Raw genomic sequence first — 19,778 nt, 5'->3', positions numbered from 1 at the left:
AAGAGCTATTCTGTTTCGGGCGGATTATGCGAAAAAATATTGTACCTTTGCAAAATATTTTAAATCCGTTAATAAATTACTATGCAAACAAAAATCTTAGAGAAGCTTTTGGGATTTGATCCCCAAAAGGCAAGTTTGAAAACAGAAATTGTTGCGGGGGCAACAACTTTTCTGACAATGAGTTACATTCTTGCTGTAAATCCGGCTATTCTTAGCTCTACGGGAATGGACAAAGGTGCGTTGTTTACGGCTACAGCTATTGCTTCTGCTATCGCAACACTTCTGTTGGCGCTGATGGCTAAATTGCCATTTGCTCAAGCACCCAGCATGGGTTTGAATGCTTTTTTCGCCTATACACTGTGTCAAGCCATGGGCTATTCATGGCAACAGTCATTGGCTATCATGCTTATTGAGGGTATTTTGTTCCTTCTAATTACGTTCTTGAATGTACGAGAGCATATTTTAGCGGCTATTCCTGAGAATCTAAGATTTGCTATTTCAGCCGGTATCGGTATGTTCATTGCTTTTATCGGATTGAAGAATTCCGGGATTATTGTTGCTAATCCGGCTACCTTTGTGGGACTGGGTAAGTTCACTCCTACCGCTTTATTAGGTGTGATTGCGATAGTTTTAAGTGGTATTTTGATGGCCAAACAAGTAAAGGGAGCTTTGTTCTACAGTATTGTGATAGCTACAGTTGTGGGCATTCCAATGGGTGTAACGCAAATGCCTGACGGCTGGTTCCCGGTTTCTACCCCGGAAAGTATCAAGCCTATCTTCATGAAGTTTGACTTTACCGGTTTGCTGAATGTTAAGTCTGCTTTGGTGGTTATTTCTCTCCTACTCGTAAATATCTTTGATACCGTAGGTACCTTAGTAGGTTTGGCTTATAAAACTAAAATCGTTCGTGAAGATGGTTCGATTCCTCATATTAAGGAAGCGATGATGAGCGATGCTATCGGTACCACATGCGGTGCGTTCTTGGGCTCAAGTACTTTGACTACTTATGTGGAAAGTGCTTCAGGTATTGCCGAAGGTGGTAAGTCGGGTGTGACCTCTGCGTTTGTTGGTCTCTTATTCCTTCTTTCCTTGTTCTTGGCTCCTATCTTCCTTCTTATCCCTAGTTCAGCGACGAGCGGAGCATTGGTTTTGGTAGGTGTTTTGATGATTGACAGTGTGAAAAGAATTAATCTGACTGATGTCAGTGAGGCTTTTCCTGCCTTTATTACGATGATAACCATGGTACTTTGCTACTCCATCGCTGATGGAATTTGTTTAGGTATCTTGAGTTTTGTCATTCTTAAGGCCTGTATCGGTCAATGGAAAGACCTTAATCCTACCCTAATTATCCTTTCTCTCCTATTTATCGCTAATTTTGTCTTTGGATAAAGGCGAGATATTTGCCCTTAAATGTGGTTATATAACTTGGCCCAAGCATGAATGTGCTTGGGCCAAGTTTCTTTTTATGCTATGTAAATTGTTCTATATCAGCACTCTCCTATTTTGCTATTTTACGAGCTTGCTTATAAAGATTTGACAAAGAGCTTCTGTTGACTCCAAGCCTAACAAGCTGCTCTAAATCACGTATGGCAGCTTCACTCTGTTTAGTTGCGATGAGCAAATCTACTCGGTTCAAGAGATAATCTTTATTTTTAGGATCTCTGCGGATAGCCTCGCTGAAATCAAAAATGGCCAATTCTAACAATCCCCTCTCCTTTTCTATTCCCCCACGGGCTGCATAAGCCACGGCGTTGTTTGGAAATTGGTTGACCAAACTGTTAATTTGATCGAATGCTTCTGTATATCGTTTAGACTTTTGGTTCAACAACGCAAGTCCCAATTGCCCCTCAAAATTTCCCGGTACCAATGTTAATAGATGTTCGTAGTCAAGGCGAGAGAAATTCAGTCTGCCCATTCGCTCATTTACAAAGGCCCTATAATATAGCCCGGCAATGTTATTTGGCGAGAGGTATAATACTTTATCTAAATCATCTTTCGCATAATTCCATTGTTCCAATTGTATATTCCACGCAACTTTCTTTAAGCGTAAGTCTATGCTGTCGGGGTGATATGCCAAGGCGTCTGTGGCTTTGGCCAAAGAATCTCTCAAGGCTTGGTTGGATTGTCCCCAAGATTTGGCAAGGCAAGAACAACAAAGTAAAAGAGTAAATATAAATTTATACATGCTTTATTTCTTTTGGGCAAAGATAATAGAAAAGTGCTGTGCCGTTATTTTTATAATTGTTATTTATCCACAAAAGAATGAAATATCAGAAAAATAGGCTTGAAATAAATACTATAATCAAAAAATAGTATATCTTTGCAATAGCATTATTTATAAATGATTAATTATGAACACCTCTGAGCAGACACTGCAGCAAATTGATAGATTTATCAATAAGATAGCCCAAAAATACCCGAAGGGCTGTGACGAAAACTCCGTCTTGACTGATATTCATATTCTTGTGAATCAAGATTCTGGCGAAATGAAAGCGTTCAATGATGACCAAGAAGAGATAACACGCTGCGTGGTGGAACAGTGGATTGATAATCAGGATGAACAGTTTTATGATGAGGTGACGAATGTTTTACGCAAATCCTTGCATGGTAAGTGTGATGTTGTAGACCATTTGGGGCTTCTCAAACCTTATAGTTTCGTGTTGGAGGATGATGACGAGGAAACTATCGCCGAACTCTACGTGGCAGATGATGATACCATTATTATTGGTGGAGACCTGATGACCAACTTGGATGAGGAGTTGGATCAGTTCTTTAATAATTTGATAAAGGAATAATTACTATTATCTTTTGTGTTATAAAATAAACGAAATCGGGTATGTCTCACTGAAAGACATACCCGATTTTTTGTCATTATTTGAATGTTAGTTCATTCTTGTCAGGTTCTTTATCGATGGTTATGGTATTGCCGGCTTGTATTTGGCCGTTAAGTATACATTCGCATAGCCCATCCTCAATGTAATTTTGGATAGCACGCTTTAATGGACGTGCGCCAAATTGTACATCATAACCTTTGGTTGCGACAAACTCCTTGGCTTCTTCCGTAATGTTTACTTCGTAGCCTAAGTTGTTCATTCGCTTGAAGAGATCCCTTAATTCCAAATCAACAATCTGCTTGATAGCCGTAATATCCAACTGGTCAAAGGTGATAATCTCATCCAAACGGTTGATGAATTCAGGCGCAAACTGCTTACTTAAGCTCTTTTGTATCACACTGCGTGCATACTCTTTGTCCTTTTCATTTGTACTGATACCATTGGCTTGTACAGCATTAAAGCCTATTCCACGTCCAAATTCCTTCAATTGTCGTGTTCCGGCATTTGATGTCATGATGATAACAGTATTACGGAAGTCAATGAGACGGCCGTTGCCATCGGTCAGTCGACCTTCATCCAATACTTGCAGGAGCAGATTGAAAACATTGCCATGGGCTTTTTCAATTTCGTCAAGCAAGACAATGGAATAAGGATGGCGCCGTACTTTCTCGGTCAGTTGTCCACCCTCTTCGTAGCCAACATAGCCGGGAGGCGCTCCTACCAAGCGAGACACATTGAAACTTTCGGTATATTCACTCATGTCAACCCTGATAATTGCATCCGTGGAGCCAAACATGTACTCGGCTAACTTCTTTGCCAAGTAAGTTTTTCCTACTCCGGTAGGACCTAAAAACATAAATGCGCCTATCGGATGGTTGGGAGCTTTCAAGCCGACACGGTTTCTCTGAATGGCTTTCACTACTTTATCAATTGCCGCATCCTGCGCAATGATGTCATGTTTTAGCTCCGCTCCCATGTTCACTAAGCGTGCACCCTCGGTTTGAGCCATCTTTTGAACAGGGATACCCGTCATCATGGAAACCACATCAGCTACGTCATCGTCAGTGACAACTTGAAGATTATTCATGTCGTCAGCCATCCAATGCTCGTTGAGTTGCTTAAGTTCAGCCTCAATTTGAGTTTGTTTGTCCCGATAGCTGGCTGCCAATTCAAAGTTCTGATTCTTAACAGCTAAGTGCTTTTTCTGCTTAACTTCTTCTATTTCTTTTTCCTTTTTCTCTATATCAGGGGGCAAGACCGCATGTCTCAAATGAAGTCTGGCACCCACCTCGTCCAATGCGTCAATAGCCTTATCAGGGAAGTTACGGTCTGTCACGTATCTTTCTGTCAGTTTGGCGCAGGCTTCCAAAGCCTCATCGGTGTACTTCACGTGATGATGTTTCTCATATCTTTCCTTGATATTATGGAGAATTTCTACCGTTTCATCGAGTGTTGTCGGTTCAACCAATATCTTTTGGAAACGACGTTCCAAGGCTCCATCCTTTTCAATGCTATTTCGATATTCATCAAGCGTGGTAGCTCCAATACATTGTATGGTACCACGTGCCAGCGCAGGCTTCATGATATTGGCCGCATCCATGCTGCCCGGGGTGCTTCCTGCGCCAATAAGCGTGTGAATCTCGTCAATGAACACGATGATTTCAGGGTGCTGTTCAAGCTCTTTCAAGAGCATTCTGATACGCTCCTCGAACTGTCCCCGATACTTCGTTCCTGCCACAATGGCAGTCATGTCGAGCGCCACCACACGGCGGTTGAAGAGCATTGGACTTGTGTGGTGCTTGCTTATCATTTGGGCCAATCCCTCTACAATAGCGCTCTTGCCGACTCCGGGCTCTCCAATAAGAATGGGGTTATTCTTTTTTCTTCGACAAAGAATCTCCGTAATACGGATGATTTCCTTTTCCCGACCAACCACCGGATCCAATTTGTTGGCCGCAGCCAATTGGGTAAGGTCGGTGGAGAAATTATCCAGCATGGGCGTTTTGCTTGCTGATTGAGAGCGTGTTTGGGTGGTAGAGGCTGCCGAAGCCGACGCCCCTTGTGTGGAACTGTCGCTCCCTAATTCCTCATCTTCCTCCTCATCGGGCAAGTCCAATCCATCCTGAACTTGCTGTTCCGGCTGATGAAGGAGTGATAAGATATCTTCGTAATCCATGTTGTTGAGTTCTAAAACTTGTTTTGCGCCGTTATCCAGTTTGTCATGAAGGATGGCAAGCAGCAGATGTTGAACGTCAACGATTGAGGAATGCTGCATCCGAGCTTCCAAAACGGCCAGCTTCAGAATGTTGCTGGCATTCTCGTTCAATACTAATTCGCTTGTAATGACGGGCTGTCCAAAAGCCTCATCCCTGATTTTATCCTCTAACTTATCCTTAACGAGCTGTGTATTGATATTTAACCTATTGAATAATTCATCTATCAGACCATTCTTCTCTCGAATCATGCCGAGCAGCAAGTGCTCCGGACCGACAGAACGGCTGGCCAACCGAGTTGCCTCTTCCCTACTGAAAGCGAGTATTTCCGATACTCTGGGCGAGAATTGACTAGTCATAATTAAATCTCCTCTTATTATATTCGTTATTAGCAAATGGCAAATACCATGCCAATAGCTGCCTTTTGAGATGGTCGATAAGGGTATAAAAGTATGTGAAAGTATAGCCATTTGGCTGTTATGAGTAGTTTTTTTCGTATCTTTGCCGCCTTAAAAGAATATAAAACATGATAGATTCTTCTGCTTTTCAAGGCAAAAAAGCAAAATATTATACGCTTGGTTGCAAGCTGAACTTCTCAGAGACGTCTACCTTTGAGCGTCTTTTGGCCGATATGGGTGTAATAACGGCGACCGGCGATGAGCTGGCTGATATATGTTTGATTAATACTTGTTCCGTGACAGAGGTGGCTGACCACAAGTGTCGTCAAGTAATTCATAGGATGGCACGTGAAAATCCCGGGGCTTTTGTCATCGTTACGGGATGTTACGCCCAGCTTTCTTCCGAGACAATCAGCAAGATTAAAGGCGTAGATCTCGTGTTGGGATCTAATGAAAAGGCCAATCTCATACAATATTTGAACGACGCCTTTACCGGGCAAAAGACCGATGAACATCTTCATATCCATCATTCGGTAAAGACAAAGGACATTAAGACCTTCTCACCCAGTTGCTCTCGAGGCAACAGAACACGCTATTTTCTGAAAGTACAAGATGGTTGTAACTATTTTTGCACGTACTGTACCATACCTTATGCACGTGGATTCTCGCGCAATCCCTCCATTTCGTTCCTCGTGGAGCAGGCCCGTCAGGCGGCCGAAGAGGGCGGAAAGGAAATTGTTATTACCGGAGTGAACATCGGAGACTTCGGAGAGACGACCCATGAGCGGTTCATTGATTTGGTGAAAGCTTTGGACCAAGTCGATGGAATCAAGCGTTTTAGAATCAGCTCGCTGGAGCCTAACTTGTGTACAGACGAACTTATAGACTATTGTGCTACGTCAAGAGCTTTCATGCCCCACTTTCATATTCCCTTGCAGAGTGGCAGCGACGCCGTCTTAAAGCTGATGCACCGCCGTTATGACAAGGCGTTGTTTGCCCATAAGATTCATTTGATAAAGGAAAAAATGCCACATGCGTTTATCGGGGTGGACGTGATGGTGGGCAGCAGAGGCGAGACCGAGGAATATTTTGAGGAGTGTTATGAGTTCCTGAAGTCACTTCCCGTCACCCAACTCCACGTGTTCCCCTATTCCGAACGCCCCGGAACGACAGCGCTTTCCATTCCCCATGTCGTGACAGATAAGGATAAAAAAGAGCGTTCCAAGCGCTTGTTGCAGCTTAGCGATGAGAAAACGCAGGCTTTTTACGCGCAATATATAGGTACGGAAGCTGAAGTCTTGTTTGAGAAATCGGCCAAAGGAAAGCGCATGCACGGCTTTACGAAGAATTATGTTCGTGTGGAACTGCCTGCCTCCATCGCTAAGGAGGAATATGACAATCGGCTCATCAATGTGCGACTTACCAAATTCAATTTTGACAAATCGGCATTGATAGCTGAACTTATCTAAACTATGATTCTATGAAAAAAGACACTGCTGTCGTTATCCTCAATTGGAATGGGCATAAAATGTTGGCCCAATACCTTAAAACCGTGGAGAATTATTCTCGGGATGAGGCCGATGTGATTGTGGCCGACAATGCCTCAACGGATGGCTCTTTGGCCTATCTGCGAGATAACCATCCCAATGTACGCACGATTCTATTCGACAAGAACTGGGGATTTGCCGAAGGATACAACAAAGCCTTGGACCAATTGAGGGAATATAAGTATTATGTTCTGTTGAATTCGGACGTGAAAGTCACCCATCATTGGCTGACTCCGCTGTTGGAATTTATGGAAGCCCATGACGAAGTGGCAGCTTGTCAGCCAAAGCTGTTGTCCTTGCTTGAACCCGAAAAGTTTGAGTATGCGGGAGCTGCCGGTGGCTATCTTGACAAATATGGCTACCCCTTCTGTCGGGGACGCATATTTGACAAGGTTGAAAAGGATGAAGGACAATACGATCAGCCTATCAATATAATGTGGGCCACGGGGGCATGCCTGCTCGTCAGGTCAGCTGATTATTGGGCAGTGGGCGGACTTGACGCACGCTTCTTCGCGCATAATGAGGAGATTGACTTGTGCTGGAGAATGCGCCAACGTGGCAAGAAAATCTTTTGCCTGACAGACAGTCAGGTTTATCATTTGGGCGGAGGAACCCTTCCTAAGGGCAATCCTATGAAAACGTTTCTGAACTTCCGCAACAATCTTACTATGCTTTATAAGAATTTGCCTGAAGCCGAATTGAAGCAAGTAATGCGGATGCGTTGGTTCTTGGATTATCTGGCAGCCTTTGCTACCTTGATTCTGAATCGCAATTATAAGGATTTTGTGGCCATATACAAGGCTCGGAAGGCTTTTAAGAAGTGGTTGCCCGAGTTTGAGAAAGACCGTGAGGCGATTCAGAAAGCATGCGTTGAACCTATCATTCCGGAGCGAACAAACTATTCCATATTGTGGCAATACCATGTAAAGAAAGTGGGTCGGTTTGAGGATTTGCCTGAAGTGTGAATCCGATAGTGCTACTCCCCTATTTTAAAAGCAGCCCTTTTGGCGTCTGAAAGCTATGCTTTGACACGCTAAAAGGGCTGCTTTGGGTTGGTGAGAAAGCAACTTTAAGAAAGTGTTTGCTTGTATGTTATGAAGTGTTTGATAATCAATTATTTATGTGTTGGTTATCTACTCGCCTTGCTTCACGATGTTAAAGCGGGCAAATTTTAGGAGAAGTTGCTTTTTACCACTATGTTGGAATTCAACCGTGGCTTTCTGGTTTTCGCCCGATCCTTCAAGTTTCACAATCACACCCTTGCCAAATCGCTGGTGTTCGATAATCGTGCCTTCGTGTAAAGTGCCTTGGGGCGTTTCCAAAGAGGTTACGCCTATACTCTGTTGTGTTGGTTCAGGCACGATAATTTTACGTAAATGGGTTGGCTCTTCCGGCTGACGAACCGGGCGAGGCATGAGGGAACGACGCGTCTCATACATGGTTTGGCGGCGTGGTTCCATGTATTCGGGCACGTCCCATGGTGCCCGCGGCCGACTGATCGTACTGCTGTATTCCTCTTCTTTCGTGATATAAGCAGGATCAATTTCGTTAAGGAAACAGCTCGGATTGCAGAATTCGGTCTTTCCGTAGCGCCATCTGTTCTGCGCGCTCGTCAGGAAGCAATGCTTTTCGGCCCGTGTAATGGCGACGTATAATAGGCGGCGCTCCTCCTCCAAGCTGCGCAGGGTGCTGGCCGATTGTGGACTGGGGAAAATATTTTGTTCCATTCCAACGATGAAAACGGTCTGAAACTCCAAGCCTTTTGAGCTGTGGATGGTCATCAAACTTACTTTGTCGCTGCCTCGGTCGTCATCGCTCTCCACATCGGTCAGCAGCGCCACTTCCTGAAGGAAGTCGGATAAGCCCGCTTCTTCTATCCTTCCCTCTTCCCGTCGTTCCTCCACAAAGTTCTGAATGGCGCCAAGAAACTCGTCCACATTTTCCTGTCGGGCCATCGCTTCGGGTGAGCTGTCGCCAAAAATATCCTTGTTAATGCCCGAAGTCTTGATAATATCCGAGCCTAATAAATAGGCGTCTTCCGTGTCGAGGCGCTGCTGATAACCGGAAATAAGGGCATGGAAAGCAGATAGTTTGCCCAATGTGCCTTTATTAACATCCAACCCAAAGTGGACGGGATTGCTGATAACGGCCCAAAAACTTACTTCGTTGCGTACGGCGCAGGCCGTAATCTTATCCATGGTAGAATTGCCTATGCCGCGTGCCGGATAGTTAATGATGCGTTTGAAGGCCTCTTCGTCATCGGGATTGGCTACCAACCGATAGTAGGCGATGATGTCTTTTATTTCCTTACGCTGGTAAAAGCTCAGGCCCCCGAATATTTTATAAGGAATATTCTGTTTGCGCATTTCCTCCTCAAAGCTGCGGCTTTGGGAGTTGGTACGGTATAATATGGCAAAGTCAGTGTAGCTACATTGGTCCTCACGCTTGATTCGTTTGATTTCCTTACATACGATGAGGGCTTCTTCTTTATCGCTATAAGCATTTTTATAATGCAGCTTATCGCCTTCCGATTTTCGGCTGTAGACTTCCTTTTCTATTTGGAATTGGTTTCGTTTAATGAGGCTATTGGCTGCTTTGACGATGTTTTGTGTGGAGCGGTAGTTCTGCTCTAACTTGAACAGTTTGGCTCCCTCATATTGTTGCTCAAAACTGAGAATATTGTCAATTTCGGCTCCACGGAAGCTGTAGATACTCTGTGAGTCGTCGCCGACCACACAAAGGCGGCGCTTCTGCTTTGTAAGTTGGTAGACAATACGTTGCTGTACAAAGTTGGTATCTTGGTACTCATCGACGAGAACATAATCAAATCTGTCGGCATATTTAAGCCGAATATCCTCATACTTGTTGAAAAGAAGATATATTTGCACGAGCAAATCGTCAAAGTCCATGGCGTTTGCTTGTAGGCTTCGTTGGCTATAAGCTGCGTAAATCTTAGCAACTTCGGGCAGGTTTTCCCGCCGGTCTCGCTCTGATATATCGGGATCATTGGCATAAGCATCAGGTAGAATGAGCCGGTTTTTGGCGAGTGATATTTTCTTTAGTACGGTGGCGGGTTTATAGGTTTTGTCATCAAGTCCCTTTTCCTTAATGATCGTTTTCAAGAGTGACCTGCTATCAGCGTCATCATATATGGTAAAGTTGGAAGAATAGCCCAAAAGTGTAGCCTCGGCCCTTAATATTCGGGCGAAAATACTGTGAAAAGTACCCATGTATAAGTACTTGGCTTTGTCGTTACCCACGATGGAAGCGATACGCTCTTTCATTTCGCGGGCAGCCTTGTTGGTGAAGGTTAGCGCCAAAATGTTCCATGGGTTGTAGCCCTGCTCCAGCAAATAGGCTATCTTGTAAGTAAGTACACGGGTCTTGCCGGACCCTGCTCCCGCTATCACGAGTGATGGTCCGTCATTATATTGCACAGCGGCACGCTGCGAGTCATTCAGTTCTTCTAATATATTCATAGATGTGAGCTAAGGCGATTGCGAGGTTTTATCGATGTCGATAAACGCCTCCTACCGCGGTGTTGGGGTCATAGTCTTCCCCCTCTTTGGGGAAGACGGGGATGTAGCGCATGTTATGTTGAATCTGGCGCTGCCTTTTCCGCATGTAAGCACTTGGTGTTTTACTGCTGAATTTCCGGGGATTAGGCAGGGTGGCCGCTATCAGTGCGCAATCGGCACGACTTAATTCTATCGCCCTTTTGCCAAAATGATATTCAGCGCATGCGTCAACCCCATATATGCCGTTACCCATTTCAATGGAATTGAGATAGACTTCCATGATGCGTTGTTTACTCCACATCAGTTCTATCAATGCGGTGAAATAAACTTCACACCCTTTTCTGAGCCAGCTTCGTCCCGGCCAAAGGAAAACGTTTTTGGCAGTTTGCTGGCTGATGGTGCTGGCTCCGTATTTCTTTCCATGTTTCAGATTGCGCTTGGCAGCCTTTTCGATGGCCGCGTAATCAAATCCATGGTGGAGTAAAAAGTGAGTATCTTCACTGGCCATGACCGCCACAGGCATGCTGGGGGCTATTTCTTTCATCGGTACCCAATGATGATGCAGGGTAATGCTCTCGCCATTGCTCACCTGCTGAAAGCTGCGAATGACCATCAATGGCGTGATATAAACGGGAATAAACTTCAAGATGATGACGCTCAAAATGGAAGAGGCCAAAAATAATCCCAGCCCCCATCGGATGATTTTCCAAAGAATACGGATCAGCATGAAAATGAAATAACGGCTAATAAGTGATTATGCAAGAATGGCCATCGCTAATAATTGATAGCGATGACCATTCGTTTGGATTGTCAATATGTCAATGACATTAATTCAAAGTACCATTGTTGGCTGCGTTAACCATAGCTTGGCTGGCGTAGAGATAAATCTCAACACGGCGGTTCTGCTGGCGACCTGCGGCGCTGGCGTTGTCAGCTATAGGCTCCGCACTACCCTTACCGGATACGTTTTGCAACTGAGCGGCGCTAACACCACAGCTCTGCAAGTAAGTGGCAACGCTCTGAGCGCGGCTGTTACTCAATGGAATGTTGATACCGTCATTACCGGTTGCGTCAGTGTGACCGTAAATATCAACGTAGCACTGGTTGTTATCTTTCAGTACGGTAGAGAACTTTGCCAATTCGCCTTTGCTCTTTGCGTTGAGCACAGACTTGTTGGTGGCAAAGAGAATACCGCTGTCGAATGTCACCTTAACAGCCTTCAGACCGTTAGCGTCGGTTACTTCTTCAACTTTGGCGTTCTGTACCTTGGCTGCAGTTTCGGCAGCGACTTTATCCATGTGGCGACCAATGATGGCTCCGGCACCGGTACCTACGGCGGTTCCGATGGCTGCGCCTACGGCCGTATTGCCTGCTATCTTACCAATAATGCCTCCCAAAAGAGCGCCACCGCCGGCTCCGAGCAATGAACCTGTACCCTGTTTGGTTGCACAACTACAAACTGCCAGCATACACATGCCGAGAGTCATTAATTTAAACTTCTTCATAATCTCTAATCATTAAAATGTTATTGTTTGTACTTAATATGTCAGATTTTTTGCAAAGGTAATCGTTTTTTTCAGCAACACCACAAGTTTGTCAACTTTTTTATGTAATTTTGCAATCATCGATTTGGCTGCAAAGGTAGCCGTTTGACATAGGAAAAAGAGTGGAAAAAGCCCTATTAAGGGATAGGGAAATCCCTATGGATTGTATAATATTTTCGTAATTTATTCTGCAAAATCCTTGTTCTGATTCCAATGTTTTTACAAAGTGATAAAGCAATAACAAATAAATATAGATTAATGGCAAAAGAACTGAAAGATTTGACCAAGAGAGCTGAAAATTACAGTCAGTGGTATAATGATCTGGTTGTAAAGGCTGATTTGGCAGAGCAAGCTCCTGTTAGAGGATGTATGGTAATTAAACCATACGGATTCGCTATTTGGGAAAAGATGAAGGAGCAACTTGATAAAATGTTTAAGGCTACCGGCGTGCAGAACGCATACTTCCCATTGTTGATTCCTAAGAGCTTTTTGAGTCGTGAGGCTGAACATGTAAAAGGCTTTGCTAAGGAATGTGCGGTAGTGACCCATTACCGTTTGAAATCCAGTGAGGATGGCAATAGCGTGGTTGTTGACCCAACGGCCAGACTTGACGAGGAGCTGATTATCAGACCAACTTCTGAAACCATTATTTGGAACACCTATAAAGGTTGGATTCATTCGTGGAGAGATCTGCCGCTCATGTGCAACCAATGGTGTAATGTCATGAGGTGGGAAATGCGTACACGCCCATTCTTGAGAACATCAGAATTCTTGTGGCAGGAAGGTCATACGGCTCATGCCACGCGTGAAGAGGCTGAAGCAGAGGCACAAAAGATGTTGAAAGTTTATGCGGAATTTGCGGAAAAATGGATGGGTGTGCCCGTATTGCAAGGCGTGAAGAGCGAGACCGAGCGTTTCGCCGGTGCATTGGATACCTATACTATCGAAGCGATGATGCAGGACGGAAAAGCCCTTCAAAGTGGAACAAGTCATTTCTTGGGTCAGAATTTTGCCAAGAGTTTCGATGTAACATTCCTCAATAAAGAGAATAAGCCTGAATACGTGTGGGCTACTTCATGGGGAGTTTCTACCCGATTGATGGGTGCTTTGATCATGACCCATTCTGATGACAACGGTCTTGTACTTCCTCCACGCCTCGCTCCTATTCAGGTTGTGATTATACCTATTTATAAAGAGGAGGCACAGCATGAGGCTATTACCGCTAAACTGCAGCCCGTAATAGATAAATTACAAGCCTTGGGCATAACTGTGAGATATGATGATGCGGATAATAAGCGTCCCGGATTTAAGTTTGCTGATTACGAGTTGAAGGGTGTTCCAGTGCGCCTTGTCATGGGAGGTCGTGATTTAGAGAATAATACTGTTGAGATTATGCGCCGTGATACTCTTGAGAAAGAGAGTGTAAGTTTTGATGGTATCGTTGAGCGTATCGAGCGCTTATTGGATGATATTCAGCAAAATATTTTCGAGAAAGCCCGTAAATTCCGTGATGATCGCGTTTATGAATGCGATGATTACGAGGAATTTAAAAAGCGTGTAAAAGATGGTGGTTTCTTCCTCTGCCATTGGGATGGAACAGAAGAAACAGAGGCTAAGATTAAGGAAGATACGCAAGCTACGATTCGTTGTGTGCCTTTTGCTTACGAGCAGACACCGGGTACAGACATGGTTAGTGGTAAACCTGCTAAATATCGTGTGATTATAGCAAGGAGCTATTAATCTGCTGATAGAAAAAATTATGTATTATTTAAAAGCCCTATCTTTAGTTTAAGACTATTAGATAGGGCTTTTAAAATGTTGGTTATTTCAATTCTATTCTTAAAATGTTATGTGTTTGTGGAGTAATCCGGAAGCGATTGTCACTTCTTCTGCCTACTATCCAAACTATTTTTCCTGCTCCATCCTCTAAAACCAGTTGATCTTGCTTGTCAAAGAGGTTGAGTTTTAAATCAGTCAAATAGTCGCTGACCAATTTACTTCCACACATTCCAAAAGGTGTGAAATGGTCTCCGGATTTGCAATGCCTGAGTATGAGTGGGAAAATAGTTTTATCCGCGTCAACTGTTATCATAAATTTTTCTTTGCTGGGGGCAAAGCCTTGGCAATAAGTTTCGGTAGATACAAGTAATTTATGATTGTTTTCTAAAATATAATTTCCCGGTTCGGGTATTTTCAGAAAAAGTTTATTGGAATCTTTATTGCGTCTGACAACAAATTCATTGCGGTCAACAATCAACGTATGAGAAAGCGAAATCCAGCTCTGTCCGCTGTTAAAGTGTTGGATTTCTGCTATTTGCTCAACTTGCTTGGATGAGAAACCATAGTCCTTTAATATCTCAAAAAGAATAGTCTCATGGGCAATTTCGTTATAGAGTGTAGGAATGGAAATGCGTAATTCTTGTTGGTCATGCTTAGAGACAACTTTTTTCTTGCTTTCAGCTACGGCATGGTCGTAAATCTGTAGGGCCATGTTGACTTTATGAGCTGTGGAGGCGATGCTGCCGGTTGCATTGGGATTGATGGTTTGCAGTAAGGGAATGATATTCAGACGGAGCTTGTTTCTTTGAACATCATCGATTAAGTTAGAGCTGTCAGTCACATAATCTTGGTGAATATATGCCAAGTATTCTAAAATATCAATACGGCTGACAGCCAGCAGCGGGCGGATAATGTGTTGTTGTTGGGGTTGTATTCCTTGTAATCCGCGTATTCCTGTTCCTCTGATAAGATTGATAAGAAGTGTTTCCACACTATCGTCTTGATGATGAGCCACCAACACCGCTTCGGCGGAAATATCTTGGCGAAGTTGCTCAAAATATTTATAGCGTAAATCACGGGCAGCCATTTCTATGCTGACTTTATGAAGTGTTGCATATTCTTTAGTGTCGAAGTGGATGCGATGAAAAGGAATTGCGTATTGCCGGCATAACTCTTCGCAAAATAATTCGTCTCTGTCAGACTCTGTCCCTCGCAAATGAAAATTACAATGCGCAGCTTCTATGTCATATCCCAACTCACTACAGATACGCAATAAACATACGCTGTCAGCTCCTCCGCTTAAGGCTACTATGTATTTTTTTCCCTTTTGGAGTAACTGGTTCTTTTCAATGAATAGTTGGATATGATTGGCAAAGTTGCGCATTGTCAATTATTCTACATATAAAACGAGACCTTTAAGGTATTCGCCTTCAGGGTGATAAATGTTTATAGGATGGTCGGCCGGTTGATGGAGTTGGTGGAGAATTCTGACTTTTCGGCCGGCTTGAGCCGCTGCTGTAAACACTGCATTACGGAAATTATCCTTGGTAACAACTTGTGAGCAACTGAAAGTGAATAGAATTCCCCCACTCTTAATGCGTTGGAAGCCCTTAACGTTAAGGCGGGTGTAGCCTTTAAGTGCATTGTGGAGTGCACCTCGATGTTTTGCAAAGGCCGGTGGATCGAGAACGATTAAGTCATACTTGTTATCGTGTTCTTCCAAGTATTTGAACGCGTCTTCGCAAAATGCTTCATGACGGTTATCATTCGGGAAGTTTAAAGCAATATTTTCATTTGTCAGTTCGATAGCTTTTGCGGAACTGTCAACGGAATGTACCAATTTTGCTCCACCTCTCATGGCATATACAGAGAAGCCACCAGTGTAGCAAAACATGTTAAGTACACTCTTGCCTTGTGCATAATATTCTAATAAGGAGCGGTTATCGCGTTGGTCAACAAAGAATCCGGTCTTTTGTCCACGGAGCCAATCTACATGGAATTTCAAACCATTTTCTATTGCAATGTCATTGTCTGAGGAGCCATGGATAAATTCGTTTTGCTGTCGTAAATCAGCTTTAAACGGAAGGGTTGTTTCGCTTTTGTAATAGATATTCTTAATCTGTTCCCCCATGACATCTATTATTGCCCGGGCGATGGCCTCTCGATCTACGTGCATACCGACGCTATGTGCCTGCATAACCGCAGTTTCACCATAGCAGTCAATGACTAATCCGGGAAGATTATCTCCTTCTCCGTGAACCAAGCGATAGGTGTTATTGGTAGGATTATTAGCTATTTTCATTGCGACACGGGCTGCGAAAGCGCTTTGAATCCTACTGCGCCAAAATGTGTCGTCAATATTTATATCTCTGAAAGAAAGAATTCTGACTGTGATAGAGCCTATTTGATAATGTCCGATGGCGATGAACTCATCAGAATTGGTAAGCACTCTGACAATCTCTCCTTCTTCTATACCATCATCCGCATGATGAATTGCTCCGGAGAAAACCCATGGATGGAAACGTTTTAAACTATCTTCCTTTCCACGTTTTAAATAAACGTTTTTATATATAGCCATATTGTAAAGTTTTATTCTATGTAGATTGTGGTACGAGTTGTTGGTTTTCCTCTTTTATATTGGTCGTAGGAACTGGTTCCGGAATGACAACAAGCTCATAATTTTTGGTAGCTTTTAGCTGTTTTATCTCTTCATATAAATTGATACAAGTCCACGCATCTGTTGCCGCATATTCTTTTTGCCTTTCTGTCAGAATATCTGCATCCCAATTGGTTAAGCGTTGACGCTTGCTGATTTTTTGATGGAAAATATTTGCATACAGCTTTTGCAGACTTAAATCTTTTATTCCTATTTCTCCAACAATATTTTGCAAATCAATGAAATAACCCGGGGAAAACTCTCGCCTCTTATGCAAAGAAAGTATGTCGTCGTGCCATGATAATCCTACCATTGGAACCTTCTTGTTTTCTAATAGCTTTTTGATGGAGTCAGTGATTCCTATTCTGTTAAGACGGAAAAGGAAACAGATGTCTTTACTGGCAACTTGTAATAAAGATACTTTATGATTCTGACCTTTCCGAAAAGTAGGCTTGGTTTCTGTGTCTACTCCTAAGATGTCACAACTTAGTAAATATGCGACAGCTTTATCGGCTTCGCTTTCAGATATAACCGAAACTATCTTCCCGGGAAAAAGAACCTGTGGTAAATCTCCAATTACTCTTTTATCAAATTTACTATATATAATTCGTTTCATTTTGCACTTTTAACAAACTGCAAAATTAGAAAAAAGTTATGGATTTATGGCCGTTTCTTAGTTTTTTCCACTATTTTTGCAGTTAATTACATTAGCGGATATACAGAATTAAACGGCTTGGCGCTTAATTTTATTAATTGAATAACAAGAATAATCAAAATGGCAAGAAAGAAATCTGACCGTAAGCCTAAGAATATAGGCCAAGCTGTCGGCTTTGATAATATTATAAGTAATGAAAAAACGGATTTCCTGTTTGGTGTAATTCTTCTTATAATCTCTATTTATGTTATTATAGCTATGGTTTCCTATTTTACTACCGGTCAGGCTGACCAAAGTATTTTAGAGGATATGAGACCCGGCGAATGGATAAATACTGATAAGGCTTTTACCAACTATTGTGGCTCTTTAGGTGCGATTCTCTCCTATTATCTTATCACGGTAAACTTTGGATTACCGGCTTTCATGATACCGGCTTTCATGATATTGGCGTCTTTAAAAATGATGAAAGTATATAAAGTTAATTTACTTTCTTGGTTTTTTGGAACGATGCTCGTCATGATATGGAGTTCTGTTACTTTAGCAAAATTCCTTACACCTATTATGGGTAATCAGGTCTTTAACCCCGGAGGAAACCATGGCTTGTTCTGTGTGCAACAATTGGAAAATTTAATTGGCCCGCCGGGATTGACCGGAGTACTTCTTTTTGTGGCTTTGGCATTTTTAACTTATTTAAGTGCTGAAACTATAAATGTCATAAGAAAAGCGTTGAATCCGGTAAAATATTTAACCAGCAAGGTACATTTTACTATTACAAATATGCAGTCGGACACAGAAAAAGTGGACGATGTACAACCGCAAGAAAGTAAAGAAGAGCCAAGTCCTATTATAAATGAGGTTGCTAAAGATCAAGAGAGGAACGAGGAAGTTGAAAATTTGGTAAACAATACAAAGCTTGAAGATATTCCTGAAGACGTTCCGGCACCTGTTGTTGATTTGTCTAATATCGTGATGGATTCACCCAAACAACAGCCCGTTGTTGCTTCACGAGAAAAAAACAAGTCGGATGAAGGCTCTGAATTGATAGTTGAGGCTGCGAAGAAAGAAGAAATTGCGAGTGAGAAAACTATCGAAGAGATTTTAAGTACTCCAATCAATCCATTGGAGCCATACACAAAGTACAAGAAGCCTGCCTTGACTTTATTGAAAAAATATAATGACTCTGATAGTCCCGTGATTGATATGGATGAAATCAAAGCGAACAATCAGCGTATTATAGAGGTCTTGAACAGCTTTGGAGTCAGTATTAGTAAAATAAACGCGACAGTAGGTCCTACCATTACTTTGTATGAAATTACTCCGGCAGAAGGTGTCAGGGTAAGTAAAATTCGTGGACTGGAAGATGATATTGCTTTGAATCTATCAGCGCTTGGCATTCGTATCATTGCTCCAATTCCCGGCAAAGGAACGATTGGTATTGAAGTTCCAAATAAGAAACCTCAAATCGTTTCTATGGAGAGTTGCCTGAACTCTAAGAGATTCCAAGAGAGTAAAATGGAACTCCCTGTGGCGATTGGTAAGACTATCTCTAACGAGGTGTTTATGTTTGACTTGCATAAGTTACCTCACCTCCTTGTTGCGGGTGCTACCGGACAAGGTAAGTCTGTTGGTTTGAACGCAATTATAACTTCACTTCTTTATAGAAAACATCCCAATGAATTGAAGTTTGTGCTTGTCGATCCAAAGAAGGTTGAGTTCTCGATTTATAATAAAATCGCTCCTCATTTTATGGCTTGTTTGCCCGAGAATGACGAAGAGCCAATTATCACCGATGTCAGTAAAGTTGTAAGGACTTTAAGTTCTTTATGCAAACTCATGGATCATCGTTATGATCTTTTGAAGATGGCAGGTGTGAAAAAAATTGAAGAATATAACTTTAAATTCCTCAATCATAAGCTGGACCTTACAAAGGGACATGAATATATGCCCTACATCGTTGTCATCATTGATGAGTTTGGTGATTTGATTATGACTGCGGGAAAGGAAATAGAGCAACCTATAGCTCGAATTGCGCAGCTGGCTCGTGCAGTCGGTATTCACATGGTGATAGCTACGCAACGGCCTACTACAAAGATCATCACCGGAAATATCAAAGCGAATTTCCCCGGTCGTATCGCATTCCGTGTAACTTCTGTTATTGATTCTCGAACTATTTTGGATAAGAAGGGAGCTGATCAGCTTGTTGGAAAGGGAGATATGTTGTTTTTGGGTGGCGGTGATCCTGTCCGTGTTCAATGTGCCTTCATTGATACTCCTGAGATAGAAGCTGTCAATGAGTTTATTGCTGATCAACCCGGCCCTATCGAACCAATAGAGCTTCCTGAGCCGGCGACAGAAGAACAAGGCAACTTTGGAGGCGTAGGACAAGGCAATGTAGACGCTCATTCGTTAGATCCTTATTTTGAAGAAGCAGCTCATGCCATCGTCATTTCACAGCAAGGTTCTACAAGTATGATTCAACGGAGATTCTCGATAGGTTATAATCGTGCAGGAAGATTGATGGACCAATTAGAGCAATATGGTATTGTCGGACCGGCACAAGGCAGCAAGCCCAGAGACGTTTTGATTGCTGATGATAGTCAGTTACAGTCTCTTATTTCACAAATTAGAGGATAA

The 19,778-nt window shown here is 42.8% G+C and carries 14 protein-coding genes; 6 read left to right on the top strand and 8 right to left on the bottom strand.

The annotated features are described in order from the left end of the window. Window positions 1-81 precede the first annotated feature (81 nt). Window positions 82-1,389: an NCS2 family permease gene (locus VIR50_RS07090; RefSeq protein ID WP_331934431.1), complete on the top strand. Its 1,308-nt coding sequence runs from the start codon at window positions 82-84 to the stop codon at window positions 1,387-1,389. Between the two features lie 109 nt (window positions 1,390-1,498). Here VIR50_RS07090 and VIR50_RS07085 read toward each other — a convergent pair whose 3' ends face one another. Further along, on the bottom strand, window positions 1,499-2,185 hold the full coding sequence (locus tag VIR50_RS07085; protein ID WP_331934430.1) for a hypothetical protein: 687 nt from the start codon (window positions 2,183-2,185) through the stop codon (window positions 1,499-1,501). Between the two features lie 166 nt (window positions 2,186-2,351). On the opposite strand from VIR50_RS07085, the gene VIR50_RS07080 reads away from it, so the two are divergent. After that, complete coding sequence (locus VIR50_RS07080) at window positions 2,352-2,795, top strand: hypothetical protein (RefSeq protein WP_331934429.1); 444 nt, start codon at window positions 2,352-2,354, stop codon at window positions 2,793-2,795. 76 nt (window positions 2,796-2,871) lie between these two features. On the opposite strand, the gene VIR50_RS07075 is transcribed toward VIR50_RS07080, so the two are convergent. After that, complete coding sequence (locus VIR50_RS07075) at window positions 2,872-5,406, bottom strand: ATP-dependent Clp protease ATP-binding subunit (RefSeq protein WP_331934428.1); 2,535 nt, start codon at window positions 5,404-5,406, stop codon at window positions 2,872-2,874. Window positions 5,407-5,573: 167 nt separating this feature from the next. Here VIR50_RS07075 and mtaB point away from each other — a divergent pair, with 167 nt between their 5' ends. Together mtaB and VIR50_RS07065 are read left to right on the top strand one after the other, a co-directional pair. After that, window positions 5,574-6,914 (top strand): tRNA (N(6)-L-threonylcarbamoyladenosine(37)-C(2))-methylthiotransferase MtaB, encoded by a 1,341-nt coding sequence (mtaB, locus tag VIR50_RS07070; protein ID WP_331934427.1) that lies wholly within the window; start codon window positions 5,574-5,576, stop codon window positions 6,912-6,914. Window positions 6,915-6,925: 11 nt separating this feature from the next. Then, complete coding sequence (locus VIR50_RS07065; RefSeq protein WP_331934426.1) at window positions 6,926-7,957, top strand: glycosyltransferase family 2 protein; 1,032 nt, start codon at window positions 6,926-6,928, stop codon at window positions 7,955-7,957. Window positions 7,958-8,125: 168 nt separating this feature from the next. Here the strand turns inward: VIR50_RS07065 and VIR50_RS07060 are convergent, their stop codons facing one another. From VIR50_RS07060 to VIR50_RS07050, 3 genes are all read right to left on the bottom strand, one after another. Continuing rightward, window positions 8,126-10,471, bottom strand: a complete 2,346-nt coding sequence (locus VIR50_RS07060) for an ATP-dependent helicase (protein WP_331934425.1) — start codon at window positions 10,469-10,471, stop codon at window positions 8,126-8,128. 28 nt (window positions 10,472-10,499) lie between these two features. Continuing rightward, window positions 10,500-11,237 carry a monofunctional biosynthetic peptidoglycan transglycosylase gene (gene mtgA / locus VIR50_RS07055; protein ID WP_331934424.1) on the bottom strand — a complete coding sequence of 246 codons (738 nt, stop codon included), beginning with the start codon at window positions 11,235-11,237 and terminating at the stop codon, window positions 10,500-10,502. Window positions 11,238-11,337: 100 nt separating this feature from the next. Continuing rightward, the gene (locus VIR50_RS07050) at window positions 11,338-12,015 is read right to left on the bottom strand and encodes an OmpA family protein (RefSeq protein ID WP_331934423.1); all 678 of its coding nucleotides are present in this window, start codon (window positions 12,013-12,015) and stop codon (window positions 11,338-11,340) included. A gap of 297 nt (window positions 12,016-12,312) precedes the next feature. On the opposite strand from VIR50_RS07050, the gene proS reads away from it, so the two are divergent. After that, on the top strand, window positions 12,313-13,794 hold the full coding sequence (gene proS, locus VIR50_RS07045; RefSeq protein WP_331934422.1) for a proline--tRNA ligase: 1,482 nt from the start codon (window positions 12,313-12,315) through the stop codon (window positions 13,792-13,794). 82 nt (window positions 13,795-13,876) lie between these two features. Here proS and tilS read toward each other — a convergent pair whose 3' ends face one another. Genes tilS through VIR50_RS07030 form a run of 3 tightly spaced genes read right to left on the bottom strand, consistent with a single transcriptional unit; the run spans window position 13,877 to window position 17,105 of the window. Next, window positions 13,877-15,217 (bottom strand): tRNA lysidine(34) synthetase TilS, encoded by a 1,341-nt coding sequence (gene tilS / locus VIR50_RS07040; protein ID WP_331934421.1) that lies wholly within the window; start codon window positions 15,215-15,217, stop codon window positions 13,877-13,879. A 6-nt stretch (window positions 15,218-15,223) separates the two neighbouring features. After that, on the bottom strand, window positions 15,224-16,405 hold the full coding sequence (locus tag VIR50_RS07035; protein ID WP_331934537.1) for a class I SAM-dependent rRNA methyltransferase: 1,182 nt from the start codon (window positions 16,403-16,405) through the stop codon (window positions 15,224-15,226). A 22-nt stretch (window positions 16,406-16,427) separates the two neighbouring features. Next, a complete protein-coding gene (locus VIR50_RS07030) occupies window positions 16,428-17,105 on the bottom strand; it encodes a 3'-5' exonuclease (protein WP_331934420.1) in 678 nt (225 codons plus the stop codon). A 159-nt stretch (window positions 17,106-17,264) separates the two neighbouring features. Here VIR50_RS07030 and VIR50_RS07025 point away from each other — a divergent pair, with 159 nt between their 5' ends. Beyond that, complete coding sequence (locus tag VIR50_RS07025; RefSeq protein ID WP_331934419.1) at window positions 17,265-19,778, top strand: FtsK/SpoIIIE family DNA translocase; 2,514 nt, start codon at window positions 17,265-17,267, stop codon at window positions 19,776-19,778.

The organism is Prevotella sp. (assembly GCF_036570325.1).
Classification (GTDB): Bacteria; Bacteroidota; Bacteroidia; order Bacteroidales; family Bacteroidaceae; genus Prevotella.
This window is presented reverse-complemented; position numbering and strand designations above follow the sequence as displayed.

Excerpts from the sequence above, each read along its gene's own strand:
- VIR50_RS07090 (WP_331934431.1), top strand. The coding sequence starts at position 82 with ATGCAAACAAAAATCTTAGAGAAGCTTTTGGGATTTGATCCCCAAAAG.
- VIR50_RS07085 (WP_331934430.1), bottom strand. The coding sequence starts at position 2,185 with ATGTATAAATTTATATTTACTCTTTTACTTTGTTGTTCTTGCCTTGCC.
- VIR50_RS07080 (WP_331934429.1), top strand. The coding sequence starts at position 2,352 with ATGAACACCTCTGAGCAGACACTGCAGCAAATTGATAGATTTATCAAT.
- VIR50_RS07075 (WP_331934428.1), bottom strand. The coding sequence starts at position 5,406 with ATGACTAGTCAATTCTCGCCCAGAGTATCGGAAATACTCGCTTTCAGT.
- mtaB (WP_331934427.1), top strand. The coding sequence starts at position 5,574 with ATGATAGATTCTTCTGCTTTTCAAGGCAAAAAAGCAAAATATTATACG.
- VIR50_RS07065 (WP_331934426.1), top strand. The coding sequence starts at position 6,926 with ATGAAAAAAGACACTGCTGTCGTTATCCTCAATTGGAATGGGCATAAA.
- VIR50_RS07060 (WP_331934425.1), bottom strand. The coding sequence starts at position 10,471 with ATGAATATATTAGAAGAACTGAATGACTCGCAGCGTGCCGCTGTGCAA.
- mtgA (WP_331934424.1), bottom strand. The coding sequence starts at position 11,237 with ATGCTGATCCGTATTCTTTGGAAAATCATCCGATGGGGGCTGGGATTA.
- VIR50_RS07050 (WP_331934423.1), bottom strand. The coding sequence starts at position 12,015 with ATGAAGAAGTTTAAATTAATGACTCTCGGCATGTGTATGCTGGCAGTT.
- proS (WP_331934422.1), top strand. The coding sequence starts at position 12,313 with ATGGCAAAAGAACTGAAAGATTTGACCAAGAGAGCTGAAAATTACAGT.
- tilS (WP_331934421.1), bottom strand. The coding sequence starts at position 15,217 with ATGCGCAACTTTGCCAATCATATCCAACTATTCATTGAAAAGAACCAG.
- VIR50_RS07030 (WP_331934420.1), bottom strand. The coding sequence starts at position 17,105 with ATGAAACGAATTATATATAGTAAATTTGATAAAAGAGTAATTGGAGAT.
- VIR50_RS07025 (WP_331934419.1), top strand. The coding sequence starts at position 17,265 with ATGGCAAGAAAGAAATCTGACCGTAAGCCTAAGAATATAGGCCAAGCT.